This window comes from Halomonas sp. (assembly GCF_031581305.1).
Classification (GTDB): Bacteria; Pseudomonadota; Gammaproteobacteria; order Pseudomonadales; family Halomonadaceae; genus Halomonas.
Map to the genome: position 1 here is coordinate 1 of NZ_JAVLBC010000024.1, position 19,407 is coordinate 19,407.

The 19,407-nt window shown below is 66.8% G+C and carries 19 protein-coding genes; 12 read left to right on the plus strand and 7 right to left on the minus strand.

Annotated features, from left to right (window positions below; translation table 11 throughout):
• From RI841_RS03750 to dctP, 3 genes are all read right to left on the minus strand, one after another.
• Window positions 1–505 (minus strand): TRAP transporter large permease subunit (locus RI841_RS03750; RefSeq protein ID WP_310704240.1); only part of this gene is annotated, 505 nt, incomplete at its 3' end.
• The gene (locus tag RI841_RS03755; protein ID WP_310704241.1) at window positions 506–1,027 is read right to left on the minus strand and encodes a TRAP transporter small permease; all 522 of its coding nucleotides are present in this window, start codon (window positions 1,025–1,027) and stop codon (window positions 506–508) included.
• A gap of 91 nt (window positions 1,028–1,118) precedes the next feature.
• On the minus strand, window positions 1,119–2,120 hold the full coding sequence (gene dctP / locus RI841_RS03760) for a TRAP transporter substrate-binding protein DctP (RefSeq protein ID WP_310704242.1): 1,002 nt from the start codon (window positions 2,118–2,120) through the stop codon (window positions 1,119–1,121).
• Between the two features lie 167 nt (window positions 2,121–2,287).
• Between dctP and RI841_RS03765 the strand changes: the two genes are divergently transcribed.
• On the plus strand, window positions 2,288–2,959 hold the full coding sequence (locus RI841_RS03765; protein ID WP_310704243.1) for a GntR family transcriptional regulator: 672 nt from the start codon (window positions 2,288–2,290) through the stop codon (window positions 2,957–2,959).
• 48 nt (window positions 2,960–3,007) lie between these two features.
• Here the strand turns inward: RI841_RS03765 and RI841_RS03770 are convergent, their stop codons facing one another.
• Together RI841_RS03770 and RI841_RS03775 are read right to left on the minus strand one after the other, a co-directional pair.
• Window positions 3,008–3,514, minus strand: a complete 507-nt coding sequence (locus RI841_RS03770; protein WP_310704244.1) for a methylated-DNA--[protein]-cysteine S-methyltransferase — start codon at window positions 3,512–3,514, stop codon at window positions 3,008–3,010.
• 56 nt (window positions 3,515–3,570) lie between these two features.
• Window positions 3,571–4,455, minus strand: coding sequence for a DMT family transporter (locus RI841_RS03775; protein WP_310704245.1), 885 nt, complete (start codon window positions 4,453–4,455; stop codon window positions 3,571–3,573).
• Window positions 4,456–4,562: 107 nt separating this feature from the next.
• Here RI841_RS03775 and RI841_RS03780 point away from each other — a divergent pair, with 107 nt between their 5' ends.
• Together RI841_RS03780 and RI841_RS03785 are read left to right on the plus strand one after the other, a co-directional pair.
• Window positions 4,563–5,432, plus strand: coding sequence for a LysR substrate-binding domain-containing protein (locus RI841_RS03780; RefSeq protein ID WP_310704246.1), 870 nt, complete (start codon window positions 4,563–4,565; stop codon window positions 5,430–5,432).
• A gap of 106 nt (window positions 5,433–5,538) precedes the next feature.
• Window positions 5,539–7,008: a protein adenylyltransferase SelO family protein gene (locus RI841_RS03785; RefSeq protein WP_310704247.1), complete on the plus strand. Its 1,470-nt coding sequence runs from the start codon at window positions 5,539–5,541 to the stop codon at window positions 7,006–7,008.
• Between the two features lie 75 nt (window positions 7,009–7,083).
• Here RI841_RS03785 and RI841_RS03790 read toward each other — a convergent pair whose 3' ends face one another.
• On the minus strand, window positions 7,084–8,067 hold the full coding sequence (locus RI841_RS03790) for an AraC family transcriptional regulator (protein ID WP_310704248.1): 984 nt from the start codon (window positions 8,065–8,067) through the stop codon (window positions 7,084–7,086).
• A gap of 475 nt (window positions 8,068–8,542) precedes the next feature.
• On the opposite strand from RI841_RS03790, the gene antA reads away from it, so the two are divergent.
• The 9 genes from antA (at window position 8,543) to RI841_RS03835 (ending at window position 16,947) form a co-directional block, all read left to right on the plus strand.
• Complete coding sequence (antA, locus tag RI841_RS03795) at window positions 8,543–9,928, plus strand: anthranilate 1,2-dioxygenase large subunit (protein WP_310704249.1); 1,386 nt, start codon at window positions 8,543–8,545, stop codon at window positions 9,926–9,928.
• 3 nt (window positions 9,929–9,931) lie between these two features.
• Window positions 9,932–10,417 carry an anthranilate 1,2-dioxygenase small subunit gene (antB, locus tag RI841_RS03800; protein ID WP_310704250.1) on the plus strand — a complete coding sequence of 162 codons (486 nt, stop codon included), beginning with the start codon at window positions 9,932–9,934 and terminating at the stop codon, window positions 10,415–10,417.
• 20 nt (window positions 10,418–10,437) lie between these two features.
• Window positions 10,438–11,454 (plus strand): anthranilate 1,2-dioxygenase electron transfer component AntC, encoded by a 1,017-nt coding sequence (antC, locus tag RI841_RS03805; RefSeq protein ID WP_310704251.1) that lies wholly within the window; start codon window positions 10,438–10,440, stop codon window positions 11,452–11,454.
• A 95-nt stretch (window positions 11,455–11,549) separates the two neighbouring features.
• Window positions 11,550–12,674, plus strand: coding sequence for a muconate/chloromuconate family cycloisomerase (locus RI841_RS03810; protein WP_310704252.1), 1,125 nt, complete (start codon window positions 11,550–11,552; stop codon window positions 12,672–12,674).
• A 25-nt stretch (window positions 12,675–12,699) separates the two neighbouring features.
• Window positions 12,700–12,990, plus strand: a complete 291-nt coding sequence (catC, locus tag RI841_RS03815) for a muconolactone Delta-isomerase (protein ID WP_310704253.1) — start codon at window positions 12,700–12,702, stop codon at window positions 12,988–12,990.
• 65 nt (window positions 12,991–13,055) lie between these two features.
• Window positions 13,056–14,030 (plus strand): catechol 1,2-dioxygenase, encoded by a 975-nt coding sequence (catA, locus tag RI841_RS03820; RefSeq protein ID WP_310704254.1) that lies wholly within the window; start codon window positions 13,056–13,058, stop codon window positions 14,028–14,030.
• Between the two features lie 73 nt (window positions 14,031–14,103).
• Window positions 14,104–15,087, plus strand: a complete 984-nt coding sequence (locus RI841_RS03825) for a TRAP transporter substrate-binding protein (RefSeq protein ID WP_310704255.1) — start codon at window positions 14,104–14,106, stop codon at window positions 15,085–15,087.
• A gap of 55 nt (window positions 15,088–15,142) precedes the next feature.
• Window positions 15,143–15,691 (plus strand): TRAP transporter small permease, encoded by a 549-nt coding sequence (locus RI841_RS03830; protein WP_310704256.1) that lies wholly within the window; start codon window positions 15,143–15,145, stop codon window positions 15,689–15,691.
• A complete protein-coding gene (locus tag RI841_RS03835) occupies window positions 15,688–16,947 on the plus strand; it encodes a TRAP transporter large permease (protein WP_310704257.1) in 1,260 nt (419 codons plus the stop codon). Before RI841_RS03830 ends, RI841_RS03835 begins: the two co-directional genes overlap by 4 nt.
• 512 nt (window positions 16,948–17,459) lie before the next feature.
• On the opposite strand, the gene RI841_RS03840 is transcribed toward RI841_RS03835, so the two are convergent.
• On the minus strand, window positions 17,460–19,407 hold a 1,948-nt coding region (locus RI841_RS03840), incomplete at its 5' end, for an efflux RND transporter permease subunit (protein WP_310704258.1).

Sequence of the window (19,407 nt, forward strand, 5' to 3'; positions counted from 1 at the left end):
CGCTGGCGATGCCGTAGATGATCATGGTCACCGAGGGCGGGATGAGGATGCCCAGGGTGCCGCCGGCGGCGATGCAGCCCGCGGCCACGCCGTCGGGATAGCCGCGCTTGCGCATCTCGGGGATGCCGAGCTTGCCGATCGCCGCGCTGGTGGCCGGCGAGGAGCCCGAGAGGGCGGCGAAGATCGAACAGGCGCCGATGTTGGCGATCGCCAGGCCCCCGGGCACCTTGCCGAGCCACATGTCCAGCGAGCGATAGAGGTCGCGGCCGGTCGGCGAGGAGGCGACGGCGGAGCCCATCAGGATGAACATGGGGATGGCGACGAAGCCGAAGGAGGCGAGGCTGCCGAAGAAGGTCTCGCCAAAGTAGGTCAGCTCGCTCATGCCTTGATTGAGCATCAGCGCGGCCAGGGAGACGCCGCCCAGGGCGAAGGCGATCGGGGTACCGATGGCCATCAGCACGAACAGCGCCACGACGATGAGGATTCCGCTGGTTACCGGGTCCATTCAGGTGTCTCCGCGTAGGATTTCTGCAATGTACTGCAGGGACAGCAGGCTGATGCCGACGGCCATGGGCAGCAGGGCCGGCCAGAGGGGCGGGTTCCACACCGTTCCGGTGGTCCAGCCGCCGTGCAGGGCCTCGAATACGTAGAGCCAGGCGGCATAGGCCAGCGCGAGGCAGAACGCCAGGCCGATCAGCGACGCGACGAGGTTCATCACCCGCCGTGCCGTGCCGCCCAGGGCGTCGGGCAGGACCGTCACGGCCACGTGGCCGCCGGTCAGGAGTACATAGGGGGCACCGAGCAGCATGGCGCCGGTGATGGAGAAGACGGCGAACTCGGTCTGCCAGGTGGTGCTCTCGCCCAGCATGTAGCGCACGAAGATCATGTGGCAGACGCCCAGCACGCCCCCCAGCAGCAGGGCGCCGGCGAAGACGGCTGTGGCGCTCGAGATGCCGTCCATCAGGCGTATGTATAGGCCGATCACGCCACGCCTGGGCGCGATCGTGTGGCTGTGTGTATCCATCATGCGTGTTCCGGTATCGAGGAGGGAATGGCCGCCCCTGTCGGGGCGGCCGTGGTAGGAAGGGCCGGCGGGGTCAGCCGGCCCGCGGGCCCGCTCACTCGACGGCCAGGGCCGCGTCGATCAGTGCTTGCCCGTTGGGGACGTTCTCGGCGAAGGTCTTGTAGGAGCTCTCCTTGGCGATCTCCAGCCAGGCCTGGTAGTCCTCCGACGACATCTGCACCACCTCGACGCCGTTCTCCTCGAACACATCGACCATCTTCTGGTCGAGCGCCGCGGCCTCCTGGGCGAAGAACTCCTCGGCCTTCTGGCCAGCTTCGGTCAGGGCCTGCTGCTGCTCCTCGGTGAGGCCTTCCCAGCTCTGCTCGGAGATCAGGATCGGCTCGTACATGAACCACAGGGCGTTCTCGCCGGGGGCGGTCAGGCAGCTGACCTGCTCGTAGATGCGGTAGGAGACGAAGGAGCCGGAGGAGGTGTTGGCCCCGTCGAGCACCCCGGTCTGCATCGCGGTGTAGATCTCCGAGGAGGGCATCGAGGTAATCGAGGCGCCAGCGGTGGCCAGCATCTCGTCGAAGGCCGGACCGGCGGCGCGCATGGTCTGACCGTCGACGGTATCCGGCGAGGTGATGCAGCGCATGTCGGAGGCGAAGCCGCCGGCCAGCCAGGCATCGGCCAGCACGCGGGCACCGCCCTCCTGGATGACATCCTTGATCATACCCATGAACTCGGAGTCGTTGAGGCGCTGGGCACGCTCATGGTTACGCACCAGCCCCGGCATCAGGGTGGCCGAGAACTCCGGATGGCGACCGCTGGCGTAGTCGAGCGGCAGCGAGGTCATGTCGAGACGGCCCCGCACCAGTGCGCCCCACTGTTCCTTGGCCTTGAACAGCGACTGACCGGGATATACCTGGATCTTCATGTCGACGTTGGCGGCCTCGACCTCATCGGCCATCATCTGGACCATCTCGTCGCGCACATCCCCCTGCCCTCCGGGGAACTGGTGGGAGGCGCGCAGCACGGTCTCGGCGGAAGCGGCGGAACTCGCGGTGATGGCGGCCAGGGCCAGGCCCGCTACAACGGGGGTGAGAGAGGGTTTCATGGCATCTCCAAAGACGTTGTTTTTGTGAAATCAAAAGTCCATCAGCTGAGCTGATATATACATCAATAGCCCTTTGACTATACTAGTGTCAATTTTGGCGGGCTAGACAAAGGTGGAAGCCTTGCCGCGTTCAGCGCCGAACTGGCGCAGGGAAGGAGGGGAAGCGCATGAAACGGTCCAACGCCCAGCGGCTCCGGGATGCCCTGGAGGACGACATCATCAATGGCCGCCGGGCGCCCGGCGAACGCCTCGACCCCGAGGCACTGTGTCAGGACTTCGAGGTTTCACGCACCCCGGTGCGCGAGGCCATCCAGCAGCTGGTGGCCAGTGGTCTGGTGACGGTGACGCCCAAGAAGGGCACCTTCGTCGCCCGGGTGGGCCTCGACCAGCTGATCGAGATGTTCGAGGTGATGGCGGAGCTGGAGGGCATGTGCGGACGGCTCGCCGCGCGGCGCATCACCGAGGAGGAGCTCGTCGCCCTGCGCGAGGCCCTGGTGCGCTGCGAAACCGCGGCAAGAGCCGGCGACACCGACGAATATTACTACGAGAACGAGGGGTTTCACCACGCCATCTATGCGGCCAGCCACAATGGCTTCCTGGCCGAGGAGGCGCGCCAGCTCAAGCAGCGCCTCAAGCCTTATCGCCGCTTGCAGCTGCAGGTCCGCAAGCGCATGGGGCGCTCCCTGGACGAGCACCGCGAGGTCCTTGCGGCCATCGAAGATGGTGACACCGAGGGGGCGGAACGCCTGCTGCGCGAGCATGTGGTGATCCAGGGCGAGCGCTTCAGCGACTTCGTCTCCAGTGTGCGCCGCCTCGGTGCCCACCTCGACGCCATCTGATGGCACTTGTCGGCCTGCGGAAGTGGCCCGGGAGCACCGCGTAGCCTCTCAGGTCAGCCCCAGCGGTATCTCCCCCGCCTCATGGGCAAGCAGCCACTGCTTGCGACCCAGGCCGCCGGCATAGCCGGTCAGGCGGCCGTCGCTGCCGATGACCCGGTGGCAGGGCACTACGATGGCGAGGGGGTTTCTGGCGTTGGCCGCGCCCACCGCGCGTTGGCCGCCCTTGCAGCGCAGCTGCTCGGCGATCTCGGCATAGTTGCGGGTCTCGCCGAAGGGGATGGTGGCGAGTGCCGCCCAGACCCGCTGCTGGAAGTCGGTACCCCTCGGCGAAAGCGGCAGGTCGAAATCGTGGCGGGTGCCCACGAAATAGTCGGCCAACTGCTCCCGGGCCTGATCGGTGAGCAGGCCCGGGCGAGGTGGTTCCTCCTGCTCCGGGAGGAACTCGATCGCGGTGATGCCGTCATCGTTGGCGCGGATGCGGATCAGGCCCAGGGCGTCGTTGCCGGGCGGGCGGTAGTAGTCCAGGTAGCAATCGGGAGAGACATCGCAGCGCATCGTCTGGCCTCCAGGGTAGCGATTCCCTCCTGAGTGTATCGCAATGCGCAGCGCTGTCAGCAGGAGGCGGTCATGCTGCCGGCGAGCACCAGCACCGCCGCCACCGGCAGCCGCCAGTCCGGTGCGGTGACCCCGGCCAGCACGAGAAACAGCGTGGCCAGCACCGGCACGGCATGGGCCAGGTTGCCGACACGCTGGGCTTGCCGGTCGCGCATGGCGCGGTCCCAGGCGAGCATGGCGATGCCGTAGGGGCCCAGGCCCAGGGCCGCGGTGGCCAGCAGCGCCGTAGGCGAGGGCGGCGCACTCACGCCCTCCAGCGACAGGCTGGCGCCGCCGGTCATGAGGCTGGCAATGAGCAACAGGTGGGGCATGCGCTCGCCGAGACGATAGCCCGGGACCTGACAGGTCAGGGAGTAGAGCGCCCAGCACAGCGCGGCGATCGCCGCCAGCAGGTAGCCGCCCCAGGCGCCGGAGAACCCGCTCGCCAGGGCCTGGGGGGCGACCAGCAGGGCGGCGCCCGAGAACGCCAGCAGGGCCCCGCCGAGGGTGGCCAGGGGCAGGCGTCCGTGTGCGAGCCAGCGGCTCGCCAGCAGGAAGAGCACTGGCCAGGTGTAGGTGATCAGTGCGGCCTCGGCGGGTGGCGCCAGGGAGAGGCTGGCGAAGCAGGCCCCCACGGCGCCGGCCACCAGCATCGGCACCCCGGCATGGACCACCACGCCCTGGCCCTTCGAGAGAGGTGCGGCGCCCCGAGGCCTGCCGCGCGCCATGGGCAGGGTGCTCAGGGCGCCGGGCAGTAGCGCCAGGGCCGAGAGGCGCAGCGGCGGCAGTGCCCCGGCGGCGCTCACCAGCAGCGGCACCAGTGCCCAGAGCACCACCGCCAACGCGGCGGCGCCGGTGCCATGCCAGGAGAAGCGCGTGAGAGGGGATATCTGGCTCTGCATGGTGATGACCTCCTTGCCCGGTGGGTGACGAGGGCATGCTAGGCGGTCCACAATCATCACGATAACGATCATTCTTGATCCTGTTCATCAAGTCTGGTGATGTATCGATGCGTGCCCCGACCCTCGACCTCAGCCTTCTGCGTACCCTGGTGGCCGTTGCCGACACCGGCAGCGTTACCGCGGCCGCGCGGCGCCTGGCCTATACCCAGTCCACCGTCAGCATGCAGCTGCAGCGGCTGGAGAGCGCGCTGGGGGTCTCCCTGCACGAGCGGAAAGGACGCCGCCTGCGCTTCACCGCCGAGGGGGATCGCCTGCTGGGCCATGCCCGCCGGCTGCTGGCGCTCAATGACGAGGCGCTGGCCGACATGCGGACGCGGCGGGTCACCGGCGAGCTGAACCTGGGGATTCCCGAGGACTACGTCAGCCTTCTCACCTCGGTGTTCTCCTGGTTCCACCAGCTCTACCCGGAGGTGCGCCTGCAGGTGACCTGCGGCACCAGCGCCCACCTGATGGAGCGGGTGCGCGCCGGCGAGCTCGACCTGGCGCTGGTCACCCGCCAGCGACATTCTCCGGGCGGCGAGATGATCCGCCGCGAGCCACTGGCCTGGGCGGTGGGGTTGCAGCACCAGCCCGCACTGTCTGACCCGCTGCCCCTGGGGCTCTACTCGCCCGGTGCCGACCTCTTCCGCGAGGTGGTCGAGCAGGCGCTGGCCGCCGCCGGGCGCGACTGGCGGGTGGCCTACATGAGCCAGTCCATGGTTGGCCTGGGGCCGGTGGTGCAGGCGGGACTGGCCATCGTGGTGGTGACCCGCAGCATGCTGACGCCGCAGCTGCGCGCCCTGGACGAGTCGAGCGGCCTGCCGCCGCTGCCCGCCGTCGAGCTGGCCCTTCACCGAGCTGCACGGCGGCCCACCGAGCCGGCGCGGCGCCTGGCCGACCTGATTCGCGAGCAGCTCTCTCCGGCGGTACCCGCTTGAGCCGCTCCGTCCGGCCATGGGTGCGAGAGGTCGAAAGCGGTAATCCCGAGCGTTATACTCGGGTATTAATTCCCAGGCCCTGCCTCGGCCGTCGACCGGAGTCGCCATGTTTCCCGAGTTCACCCTTCGCTATGCCCGCCTGCCCGAGCACTTCTTCCTGCGCTTCGATCCCGTGCCGGTGAAGGCCCCGCGGCTGGTGGCCTTCAACCGGCCGCTGGCCGAGCAGCTGGGCTTCGACCTGGCCGCCTTCGACGCGCAGCAGGCCGCCGAGTGGTTCGCCGGCAACGCCGTGCCGGCGGGCGCCGAGCCGCTGGCCCAGGCCTATGCCGGCCACCAGTTCGGCCAGTTCAATCCCCGCCTGGGCGACGGCCGGGCGGTGTTGCTCGGCGAGGTGACCGACCGCGCGGGCCGGCTGCGCGACATCCAGCTCAAGGGGGCCGGCATGACGCCCTTCTCGCGCGGCGCCGATGGCCGTGCCCCCCTGGGCCCGGTGCTGCGCGAATACCTGGTCAGCGAGGCGATGCATGGGCTGGGCGTGCCCACCACCCGGGCCCTGGCCGCCGTGACCACCGGCGAGCGCGTGTTCCGGCGCGTGCCGGAACCGGGTGCCGTGCTGACCCGCATTGCCGCCAGCCACCTTCGCGTGGGCACCTTCCAGTACTTCGCCGCTCGCGACGACCTGGAGGCCGTGCGCACCCTGGCCGAGATGGCCATCGAGCGTCACTATCCCGAGCTTCAAGACAGGGCCCGGGGCGAGCGTTACCTGGCGCTGGTGGCGGCGGTGGCCGAACGCCAGGCGGCACTGGTGGCCAGTTGGATGGGGCTGGGCTTCATCCACGGCGTGATGAACACCGACAACTGCAGCATTGCCGGCGAGACCATCGACTATGGCCCCTGTGCCTTCATGGAAGCCTATGACCCGGCCACGGTGTTCAGCTCCATCGACGAGGGTGGGCGTTACGCCTATCGCAATCAGCCGTGGATCGCCCAGTGGAACCTGGCACGCTTCGCCGAGACGCTGATTCCGCTGATCGATGACGACCAGGAGCGTGCGGTGGCGCGTGCCACCGAGCTCATCAAGCGCTATGAGCCGCGCTACGAGGCCGAGTGGCTGGCGGTGATGCGCGAGAAGCTGGGGCTGGTGAAGGAGGAGGAGGGCGACCGAGCTCTGGTCGAGGCCCTTCTCGAGGCCATGCAGGCCGGCCGCGCCGACTTCACCCTGGCCTTCCGCCACCTGGGCGAGGCGGTCGAGGACGACGCCCCCGCCCTGCTCGAGCTGTTCGAGAACGACGAGGCCCTGAAGGCCTGGCTGCCGCGCTGGCGTGAACGACTGGCCCGGGAGGACGTCGGCCTGGAGGCGATCGCCGAGAGGATGCGAGCGGTCAACCCGCTCTACATTCCCCGCAACCATCGGGTGGAGGAGGCTCTGGCCGCCGCCGCCGAGGATGACTTCGCGCCCTTCGATACCCTGCGCGAGGTGTTGGCCGACCCCTGCACCGAGCAGCCCGGCCGCGAGGACTTTGCCCGGCCGGCACCGGCCACCGCGGCCGTGTTCCGCACTTTCTGCGGGACCTGAGGAGCAAACTGTCGCATTCGTTGCCCGGGTGGCTGAGGTTATCTGGCAGACGCGGCTGGGACTGCTGTTTGCAGGCTACTGTAGCTGGGCTCGGGTGGTTCGCTTCAGGGTCTCGGAAGGCAATGTGCCGAAGCGCGCCTTGTACTCTTGGGAAAAGCGTCCGAGTTGCTGGAAGCCGCAGTCCATGGCGATACTGGAGACGTTCTCGTTGGGGGCGGCTCGCTCCAGGCGCCGGCGTACAAAGTCGAAGCGCAGCTGGCGGAAGTAGGCGATGGGGGAGACCCCGTAGTGGGTATGAAAGTCCCGATAGAGGCGCTCCCGGGAGACCCCGGCGGCCCTCTCCAGATCGGCCAGCCCTAGGGGGCGATCCAGGGACTCGTGCAGAAGGGCTTCCAGGTCGTCCAGATAGGCAGGACGACTCTGCTGACGTCTCAGCAGCTCACTGGTGTAGTTGTGGGGCTGAGTATAGAGCAGGCTGGTGATCAGCGAGTTCTCGAAGTTGCTCCACACCTCGGGCAGATCGCACAGCGAACCTTCCGCGACCAGCATCTCCTGAAGGTTGGCCACCATGCGCCACCACTCCTGCACAGTGCCGCTGAGAGGCATGCGCGGGTCGAAGATCACCGGCTGCGACAGTCGGCGGCACAGTAGCTGCGACAGCTTCTGCTCCAGGGCCTGGCGGGAGAGGCGCACCAGGCGTTTCTGGCACTGTTCGTCCATGCTCAGGCGCAGCGGCTGGCTTGGTGAGATGATCGCTCCCACCGCGCCGTCGGAGTCGAAGGCATCACCCTGGTACTCGATGCTCTGGGCCCCCTGCAGGGGCAGGCTGATGCTGTAGCTGTGGGTCAGGTCGGCGATGCCGATATTGACCCGTGTCGAGTATTCGATGGTGCCGATGGAGACATCGCCCAGGCAGGTGCCCTGGTGGCGAAAACTGAGCTGACGAGGTTGGGGCACTTCCAGCCGGTGGGGGCCATTGATCTGGCACATCCAGCGGCGGGCCGAGTCCGGTTGGTGAAACTCGGCGGAGATCTGTTGTCGGGTCAGGGGTACGGTCATGGTTCCTCCTTGCCTCCCCGCTATAGTCGTTATTTTTGGCTCAGGGGCCGGGGACGGTCGAGGAGGTGTTCGCATATCGTTACGGAGTGCGCATTGCGAACTAATGATGTCATTCTGGCATTCCGGCGGCGGGATAGCCAATAGCCTGAAAATATTGCCCAACGCCGCCGAGAATAGCACCTCGTGCCCATCGGCAGCCTCGATGCCAATCGGTTGGCCAATATTGGCTTTTCCTCGAGTACGAGCGGGTGTTCCGGGGCAACTTCAGTCCTGTCGCTAAGGTACCGTTCGTCCAGGCGTCCGTGCCTTGCTCTTTGGTCGTATACCTGCAGGAAATTATATATATCAATATGTTACTCAGTATTCTTGAGGGTGGCTAAAAAGTGCATAGCGTTCCTCAAAGAACTGCATAGTGAGCCCCGGGGGGAGTACCTAAGGTAGGTCGTACCAAACAGCAACAAGATGGTAACGACCGATGACAGCATATCGCTCCCTCCCCGAATGGCAGGCATTTATCGAGGACTGCATCGATTTCCGTCCCGAAGAAGGCGTCTACCAGATGGCCCGGGAGATGTTCACCGACGAGGCCCTGTTCGACCTGGAGATGGAACTCATCTTCGAGAAGCAGTGGATCTTCGCCTGCCACGAAAGTCAGATCCCGAACAACAACGACTTCATCACCATGCAGGCCGGTCGCCAGCCGATGATCATCGCCCGCGACGCCAAGGGCCAGCTGCGGGCCCTGGCCAACACCTGCCAGCACCGCGGCGCGACCCTGGTGCGCACCGAGTGCGGCAACCAGTCCACCTACACCTGCCCCTTCCATGCCTGGTGCTACAAGTCCGACGGCCGCCTGGTCAAGGTCAAGGCGCCGAGCGAGTATCCGTCGGACTTCGACAAGTCGAGCCGCGGCCTGAAGCAGGCTCGCATCGAGAGCTATCGGGGCTTCGTCTTCATCAGCCTCGACACCGAGGGCACCGAGAGCCTCGAGGATTTCCTCGGCGACACCAAGCTGTTCTTCGACATGATGGTCGAGCAGGCCGAGGACGGTGAGCTGGAGGTCCTGCCGGGCAAGTCCACCTACACCTTCAACGGCAACTGGAAGCTGCAGAACGAGAACGGCCTGGACGGCTACCACGTCAGCACCGTGCACTACAACTACGTCTCCACCGTCCAGCATCGCCGCGAGCTCGAGGCCCAGAAGCACGGCGGCGGGGACACCCTCGACTACAGCAAGCTCGGCGCCGGGGACAAGGACACCGACGACGGCTGGTTCTCCTTCAACAACGGCCACAGCCTGCTGTTCAGCGACATGCCCAACCCCCAGGTGCGTCCCGGCTACGCCACCGTGATGCCGCGCATGCTCGAGCAGCATCCCCAGGAGCGCGCCGAGTGGACCATGCACCGCCTGCGCAACCTGAACATCTACCCGAGCCTGTTCTTCATGGACCAGATCAGCTCCCAGCTGCGCATCGTGCGTCCGGTGGCCTGGAACAAGACCGAGGTCATCAGCCTCTGCCTGGGCGTGAAGGGCGAGTCCGACGCCGACCGGGAGAACCGCATCCGCCAGTTCGAGGACTTCTTCAACGTCTCCGGCATGGGCACGCCCGACGACCTGGTGGAGTTCCGCGAGCAGCAGCGCGGCTTCCAGGCCCGCGCCTCTCGCTGGAGCGACATCTCCCGGGGTCACCAGGACTGGCAGTACGGCGAGACCCACAACAGCCAGGTGCTCGGCATCAAGCCGGTGATCACCGGCACCGAGTTCACCCACGAAGGGCTCTACGTCAACCAGCACGGGACCTGGCAGCGGCTGCTGCTCGAGGGCCTCGAAAAGAAAGCACTCAAGCTCCAGGAGGTGTAAGCCATGAGTCTTCAGCAATCCATCGAACAGTTCATGTACCGCCTGGCCGAGCTCTGCGATGACCGTGACTGGGATGGCTATATCGAGCAGTTCGCGCCGGAGTGCGAGTTCCATATCCCGCAGTGGAAGAACGAGTACGAGCTCACCCGCGATCCCAAGCGCGAAATGTCGCTGATGTACTACGCCGACCGCACCGGTATCGAGGACCGCGTCTTCCGCCTGCGCACCGGCAAGTCCGCGGCCTCCACGCCGATGCCGCGGACCCTGCACCTGATCAACAACGTGCGCTGCGAGGAGCAGGGCGACGGCATCGTCCAGGTGCGGGTCAACTGGGTGACCCACTTCTACCGCTTCGGCGAGAGCAACCACTTCTTCGGTACCGCCGATTACACCCTGCGTGGCGAGGGAGACAGCTGGAAGGTCCTGCGCAAGCACACCGTGCTGCTCAACGACAAGATCGATTCCGTGCTGGATTTCTACCACGTCTGAGTTTCGCTGGAGGGCGAGTCATGCATAACACAGCCGCCATCGTCTTTCGGGACGGCATCACGCGCTTCGTCAAGGTCGACAAGAACGAGCTGCTGATGGACGCCGCCCAGCGTCACGGGGTCAACCTGCCGGTGGACTGCCGGGAAGGGGTCTGCGGGACCTGCCGCTGCCTGCGCGAGGCCGGCGAGGTCGACGTCGAGTACATCGACGAGGAAGCGCTGACCGAGGAGGAGATCGCCGAGGGCCACGTGCTGGCCTGCCAGACCCGGCTGCTCTCCCACCACGGCTCCTTCTACTTCGACGTGGACTCCGGCGTGTGCAGCGTGGCCACCGAGGTCCACGACGGCACCGTCAGCGAGGTGAAGCAGGTCTCCGATGCGGCCGCCATCCTGGAGATCACCCTGGACGATCCCGCCCAGGCGCTGCAGTACCTGCCCGGGCAGTATGCACGCATCGAGGTGCCGGGCTCCGACGAATGGCGGGCCTACTCCTTCGCTACCTCCACGGTGAAGGACGGCAAGCTGCGTTTCCTGATTCGCCTGTTGCCCAGCGGGGTGATGAGCGACTACCTGCGCGATCGCGCCAAGCCGGGCGATGCCATCTCCCTGGAAGCCCCGCTGGGGGCCTTCTACCTCCGCGAGGTGGAGCGTCCCCTGCTGATGGTGGCCGGCGGTACCGGGCTCTCGGCCTTCCTCGGCATGCTGGAGCGCATCGAGGAGAACGGCGATGGCGACCAGCCGATCCGGCTTTGCTATGGCGTGACCCAGGAAGCCGATCTCAGCGAGCTCGATCGCCTGGATCGCTTCACCGAGGTCCTGCCCGATTTCGCCTACGAGACCATCGTGATGAATCCCTCCGAGGCCTGGCAGGGCAGGAAGGGCGTGGTCTGCGACCTGTTCGACCTGGACTTCCTGGCCCAGCCCTTCGACACCTACCTGTGCGGGCCGCCGCCGATGATCGAGGCCTCGAAGCAGTGGCTCGAGGAGCGCGAGGTCGGCGAGCACCGGGTGTTCTTCGAGAAGTTCGTCTCGAGCTGATCGACCCCCGGCCGGCGGGCGACACGTCGCCGGCCGGATCTTCCACGACCCTCACCCGTTGAGCGCTGCCCCGAGACGAGCCACATGGAGCCCCCATGTCCGACATCCTGATCAAAGACGTCGAGACGCTGCTGGTCGACCTGCCGACCATCCGTCCGCACAAGCTGTCGATGACCACCATGGCCTGCCAGACGATGGTCATCATCCGCCTGCGGTTGTCCGACGGCACCGAGGGCCTGGGCGAGGCCACCACCATCGGTGGCCTGAGCTACGGCCCGGAGAGCCCCGAAGGCATCAAGCAGACCATCGACGGCTACCTGGCGCCGCTGCTGATCGGCCAGCCGTCCCACAACCTCAACGCCCTGCGGGCGCGCCTGAACCGCCATGCCCGCGGCAACAGCTTCGCCAAGTCCGGCCTCGAGACCGCCCTGCTCGACGCCGAGGGCAAGCGCCGCGGCCTGTCGGTGGCGGAACTGCTGGGCGGGGCCCAGTGCGATCACCTGCCGGTGCTCTGGACCCTGGCCTCCGGCGAAACCAAGAAGGACATCGACGAGGCCTTCCAGCGCCTCGAGGAGCGCCGTCACTGCGACTTCAAGCTGAAGATCGGCGCCAATCCGGTGGACCAGGACGTGCGTCACGTCGGCGCCATCAAGGCGGCGCTGGGGGATCGGGCGAGCGTGCGGGTCGACGTCAACCAGGCCTGGGACGAGGCCACCGCGGCCCGCGGCATCGACGCCCTGGAGGCCGCCGGCATCGATCTCATCGAGCAGCCGATCCCGGCCCGGGAGTTCGCCGGCCTGGCGCGGCTGGCAAGCCGCTTCGTGGTGCCGATGCTGGCCGACGAGGCGGTCCACGACGCCCGCGACGGCTTCACCCTGGCCGCGGGCGGCTTCGGCGACGCCTTCGCCCTGAAGATCGCCAAGGCCGGTGGGCCGCGCAGCGTGCTGGAGCTGGCCCACGTGGCCCGGGCCGCCGGCATCAGCCTCTACGGCGGCACCATGCTGGAGGGCACCATCGGCACCGCGGCCTCCCTGCATGCCTGGTCGACCCTCGGCGAGCTGACCTGGGGCACCGAGATGTTCGGCCCGCTGCTGCTCAAGGACGACATCGTCGCCGAGCCGCTTTCCTATCACGAGTTCGGCGTCGACCTGCCGGCCGGCCCCGGCCTCGGCATCACCCTCGATGAGGACAAGCTCAACCATTACCGGCGCCGTGACTGAGCGGCCGCGAATCCAGGAGACCCCCATGCTCTTTCAGGTGGAAATGACCGTGAAGTTGCCGCCGGAGATGCCGGCAGAGCAGGCCGCCGAGATCAAGGTGCGCGAGAAGGCCTACGCCCAGGAGCTGCAGCGTACCGGCAAGTGGCGGCACCTGTGGCGGGTGGCCGGCAGCTACGCCAACGTCAGCATCTTCGACGTCGAGGACAACGCCGAGCTGCAGGAGCTGGTCAGCCACCTGCCGCTGTTCCCCTACATGGAGATCCGCGTCAAACCGCTGTGCCGTCACCCGTCCTCGATCCGCGAGGACGATTCCTGAATCACGGAGGACGCCGGCCACCGTCGCCGGCCGTCGAACAGACGACAACAACCGAGGAAACGACCATGACCGTGAAGATCTTCGATACCCCTGAAGTGCAGGACTTCCTGAAGGCCGTCAGCGGCTTCGACCAGGACGGCGGCAGCGAGCGCGCCAAGCAGATCCTGCATCGCCTGCTGTCCGATCTCTACCGGCTGATCGACGACTACGACGTCACGCCCGAGGAGTTCTGGTCAGCCGTCAGCGTGCTCAATGCGCTTGGCCAGGGCACCCAGTTCGGCCTGCTGGCCCCGGGGCTCGGCTTCGACCACTACCTGGACATGCGCATGGACGCCGCCGATGCCGAGGCCGGCCGCACCGGCGGTACCCCGCGCACCATCGAGGGCCCGCTCTACGTGGCCGGGGCGCCGGAGCTCCAGGGCTCCGGGCGCATGGATGACGGCACCGACACCGACGGCGAGGCGATGTGGCTGACCGGTCAGGTGCGCAACACCGACGGCAACCCGATCGCCGGTGCCAAGGTCGAGGTGTGGCACGCGGACTCCAAGGGCGGCTACTCCTTCTTCGATCCCTCCCAGGGCGAGTACAACCTGCGCCGCTCGATCATCACCGATGCCGACGGCCGCTACGCGGTGCGCAGCATCATTCCCTCCGGCTACGGCTGCCCGCCGGACAGCCCGACCCAGCAGGTGCTCGACCTGCTCGGCCGCCACGGCCAGCGTCCGGCGCACATCCACTACTTCATCTCGGCGCCAGGGCATCAGCACCTGACCACCCAGATCAACTTGGCCGGCGACCCCTACACCTTCGATGATTTTGCCTTCGCCACCCGCGACGAGCTGGTGGTGGCAGGTCAGCGGATCGAGGACCCCGCCGTGATCCAGGCCCGCGGCTTCGAGGGCCCCTTCACCGAGGTGGTATTCGACGTCGAGCTGTCGGCGACCGAGGCCCCGGAACTGCAGGTGCGCCACAAGCGCCCGCGCGCCAAGGAAGACGAGCAGGATCAGGCCAGCCAGCTGGCGGGCACGGCCAAGGTATAACGCTCCCCGCGTTGATGGCCGGCCCTCGGGGGCCGGCCACATTCAGCACGACTACAACAACAGAGGCAATTCCATGAACAAGTTCAAGACCCTGATGACGGCCGCCGTGGCGGCTTCGCTTTCCGTGACTGCCTGGACCGCCCAGGCGCGCGATTTCCGGCTCGGCCTGATCACCCCGCAGTCGCACATCTGGACCCAGGAAGCCGAGGGCTTCGCCGAGACCCTCGCCGAGCGCTCCGGGGGCGAGCACGACGTCAGCATCTTCCCAGCCCAGCAGCTGGGCAACGAAGCGCAGATGGTCCAGCAGCTCCAGGCCGGTTCCCTGGACATGGCCTTCCTGACCATCGCCGAGATCTCCAACCGTCTCCCGGACTTCGGCGCCCTCTACGCGCCCTTCCTGGTGGAGGACATCGACCATGCCGCCGCTCTGCTGCGTTCTGAGCCGGCCGACGACTTGCTGGAGATGATGCCGTCGCGCACCGGCCTAGTGGGCGTGGGCTACGGCATGGCTGGCATGCGCCAGATCCTTAGCCGCGAGCCCATCGAAAGCGCCGAGGACCTGAGCGGTCTCAAGGTGCGCATTACGCCCTTCGACCCGATCCGCGACTTCTACGCCGCCGCCGGCGCGGCCCCCACGCCGCTGCCGCTGCCCGCGGTCTATGACGCCCTGGCCAACGGTCAGGTCGACGCCATCGACATGGATTACGACGCCATCCGGCTGCTCAAATTCTACGAGCAGGCCGAGAATCTGGTGGTCTCCAACCACATGATGTTCCCCATGGTGGCCGTGGTCTCCGGTCGCGTCTGGGCTCAGCTCGACGGCGAGGATCGCGAACTGATTCGCACCACCATGGCCGAGCATGCCGACAACGTCATGACTCGCTTCCAGGAGAACCACGAGGCCTGGGGTGAAGACCTGCGCAGCCAGGACATCACCGTCACCGATATCGGTCCCGAGTTCTTCGAGGAGGCGATCGCCAAGTGGGAAGGCGTCTGGGCGCCCAAGGCCCCGTCGCTGGCCACGCTGCGGGAAGCGGCCGCCAAGCTCGCCGAGTGATTCCCGCCTGATCCCGTCACCGCCCCGGCCTGGCGCCGGGGCCCTGGAGGTTGTCATGCTCAAACGACTCTCGTCCGGCATCGCCCGCTGTGAGGGGGCCATCGCGGCGGTACTGGCGGCGGTGATCAGCCTGCTGATCCTGCTCAACATCGCCACCCGCGCCCTGGGCCATGCCCTCTACTGGACCGACGAACTGGCCATTCATGCCATGATCTGGATGACATTCTTCACCACCTCGGCGGTGCTCAAGCGCCGCGAAGGGGTCGCCGTGACCCTGCTGGTCGATGCCCTGCCGAACGGCATGCGTCAGGGGCTGCACCTCTTCGTCGATGCCATGGTGCTGTTCTTCGCGCTCTTCCTGGCCGTGCTGTGCTGGCGCTGGTACGACCCGGCGACCCTCTGGGCTACCGGCTTCGACCTCCAGGCCTTCCAGGGGGAGACCTTCAACTTCATCTACTCTGAAACCTCGCGCACGCTGGGCATCCCCAAGTTCTGGGTCTGGCTGTGCCTGCCCATCTTCGCCGTCTCGCTGAGCCTGCACGCCGTCGTCAACCTGATCGACGGCCTCAAGGGCCTGGTGAGCGCGGAAAGGAGGCTCGCATGACTCTCGTCGTCTTCGCCGTGCTGCTGCTGGGCGCGGTGCCCATCGCCCTGGTACTGGCGCTTACCGCCGCCTGGTACATCGCCGACTCGGGCAATACCCTGCTGTTCGCCTCCTACCCCCAGCAGCTGTACGGGGCGATCGAGAGCTACGGCCTGCTGGCCATCCCGCTGTTCATGCTCGCCGGCGAGCTGATGAACGAGGGCGGGCTGACCCGGCGGCTGATCGACCTGGCGAGGATCCTGGTCGGCGGCTTCCGCGGCGGACTCGTCTACATCAACCTCGTCGCCAACATGATGATGGCGGCGATCGTCGGCTCGGCGGCCTCGCAGATCGCCATCATGTCCCGGGCCATGGTGCCGGCCATGGAGCAGGAGGGCTATGACAAGCCCTTCGCCGCGGCCATCACCGCCGCCGGCGGGCTGCTGTCGCCGATCATTCCGCCGTCGATGCTGTTCGTGCTCTACGGGGTGATGGCCCAGGTGCCCATCGCTGATATGTTTATCGCCGGCATCATCCCGGGGCTGCTGATGGGCGGCCTGTTCTTCCTGGCCATCGCCGCGGTGGGCCTGGTCCAGCAGTACCCCGAGGGCCGGTGGCCGACCCGGGAGCAGGCCAAGGGCTTCCTGCTGATGGGGCTTCCCGCCATGAGCATCCCGGTGATAATCATCGGCGGCATCCTCGCCGGCCTGGCCACGCCCACCGAATCGGCGGCCCTTGCGTCCCTGGCGGCGCTGCTGATCGGCCGCTATGTGTATCGTGACCTGACCTTCGCCCGGCTGCCCGGGATCCTCAGACGCACCGCCTTCAACGCCGGCCTGGTGATCATGCTGATTGGAGCCGCCGGGGTGTTCGGCTGGGTGATCGTTTACGAGGAACTGCCGCAGATGGCCGCCACCTGGATCGCCGGCCTGACCGAGAGTCCCTTCGTGTTCCTGATGCTGGTGGTGGGCGTGCTGCTGCTGGTGGGGATGATCGTCGACGGCATCGCCGCGTTGATCCTGGTGGTGCCGATCCTGCTGCCCATCGCCCAGGGCCAGTTCGATATCACCGCCTACCAGTTCGGAGTGGTGGTGTGCCTGACCTTGGTGCTGGGGCTGCTGACACCGCCGGTGGGCGCAGGGCTGTTCATCGGCTCGTCGATGACCGGTGTGCCGCCGCTGAAGATCTTCCGCGCGCTGTGGCCTTTCCTGCTGATGAGCCTGCTGGCCCTGGTGCTGCTGGCCTGGCAGCCCTGGCTGACTCTGGCGTTACTTTAGGGTGAACCCTCCACCGGTGCTGTAGGCCTAGGAGAGGAAGGTGAAGGCGGTGACCTTGAGTCCCAAGGCCTCCGGGTCCAGCCGCAGGGCGTGTTCCTGGATGATTCCGTGCTCTTCAAGGCGGGCGATGCGTTGATGCCTTCCTCGAGGCCATGCAGCCCGGCCGCGAGGACTTCGCCCGGCCGGCACCGGCCACCGCGGCCGTGTTCCGCACCTTCTGCGGGACTTGATTCCGGGGAGTTTCCAAGAATAACTCTTTATTTTCAATTGATTAGAGGTGGGCTCAAAAGGGCTCCGCTGCTTGGGAGGCCCTTCGGGGGCAGACCTCGAAGGGGTCGGGATCTGCAACGACAATGTCGCCATCGTATTGAAAAATATGGGGGGTCTCAGGACCTGACCCCCGCTGTTTAACAGGCATGCAAGATTCCGCCCGGGCGTTTCTGTGAGATTTCCCGGGTGCGCTGCCCCGTCGGTTTACACGGCGCGCGTGTTGCCGCTGGATCTCGTCATGATCATGCTCGGCTTTCCTCGGCACGCTCCATGACATAGTAGAGCAGCGGTACCACCAGAAGCGTCAGCAGGGTGGAGGCGGCAAGGCCGAAGACCAGCGAGATGGCCAGGCCGTTGAAGATGGGGTCGGCGAGAATGAAGAAGGCGCCGAGCATGGCCGAGACGGCCGTCAGGGCGATGGGCTTGAGGCGCACGGCACCGGCAAGCACCACGGCGTCCTCGAGGGCGACACCCTCGTCACGCAGCTGGCGAATGAAGACCACGAGCAGGATGGAGTTGCGCACGATGATGCCGGCAAGAGCAATCATGCCGATCATGCTGGTGGCGGTGAACTCCCGATCGAGCAGGGCATGGCCCGGCAGGATGCCGATGAGCGTCAGGGGAATGGGCGCCATGACCAGCAGCGGCAGGGTGTAGGAGCGGAACTGGGCCACCAGCAGCACGAATATCATGAAGACCCCCACGCTGTAGGCCAGGCCCATGTCGCGGAAGGTCTCGTAGGTGATCTGCCATTCGCCGTCCCACTTGAGACTCGGCTCGCCCGGCATCACCGGTTGCTCGATAAAGGACTGCACCGGCGGCGCATCCAGGCTGGAAAGCCTGTCTACCGTCCTGAACATGCCGTAGAGGGGCGAGTCGATCTCGCCCGCCATGTCCGCGGTGACGTAGGTCACCGGCAGCAGGTCCTTGTGGTAGCGCATCCCCTCCCAGTCGGTCTCCCGTATCTCGGCGATGCTGGCCAGCGGCACCCGGCTGCCGTCGCGGCTGCGCACGGCAAGGGACAGCAGCCGGGCCGGCTGGGCCTTGTCGCCCTCCTCGAGGATCAGGCGAATGGGCACCGGGTACTTGGCCTGCTCATCGTGCAGGTAGCTGGCCGCGCTGCCCTCGAGGCTGGTCTGAAGGGCCATGACCACCTGGGCCTGGGAGACCCCCAGGCGTGCCGCCCGGTCGCGGTCGACCACCACCTCCCACTTGGTGGTGGGGGCGTGCAGCGTGGTGTCGATGTCGACCAGGCCCTGTATCTCATGCATCTGGTCGGCCACCCGGCGCGCCAGGGCGGCGCGGCGCTCGGGCGTCACGGCATAGACTTCCGCGACGACCGGTGAGAGAACGGGTGGGCCCGGCGGCACCTCGACGATCTTCACTCGGGCGTCGTGACGCTCGCCGATGGCCTGGAGGGGCTCGCGCAGGGCAAGGGCAATGGCGTGGGAGCTGCGGCTGCGCGCCTGCTTGTCGGCAAGGTTGATCTGGATGTCGCCCTGATAGGGCGCCTCGCGCAGGTAGTACTGGCGCACCAGGCCGTTGAAGTTGATCGGTGAGGCGGTGCCGGCATAGCTCTGCCAGTGGTCGATCTCGGGCACGCTCTCCAGGTGGCGGCCCATGTCCACCAGCACCCGCTGAGTCTGTTCCATGGGGGTGTGCTCGGGCATGTCCACCACGATCTGCAGCTCGGACTTGTTGTCGAACGGCAGCATCTTGAGGATCACCAGCTGGAACAGGGGAAGCGAGACGGCGCCCAGCAGCAGCCCCAGCAGGACAAGACCCAGCAGGCGCCGTCGCCAGGGGTGCTTGCCGAGAAAGGGACCGAGCAGGCGCTCGAAAAGGCGCTTGAGGCGCGGGTTCACCCCTTCGGCGGAGTGGCCTTCCGCCGACGTCTCCTGATCCCTCAAGGCCTCGTCTGTCGCCTCTTCGTCCTTTGCGTCCTGATGCCTCGTGTCCTGGCCTGTCGAGCCTCGCTTCCTGGCCAGCAGGCGCATGGCAAGCCAGGGCGCGACCACGAAGGCCACCAGTTGGGAGATGACCATGCCCGCGGAGGCGTTGATGGGGATGGGGCGCATGTAGGGCCCCATCAGGCCGCTGACGAAGGCCATGGGGATGAGCGCCGCCATGATGGTCAGGCTGGCCATGATGGTGGGGGTGCCGACCTCGTCCACGGCCAGCGGGATGAGG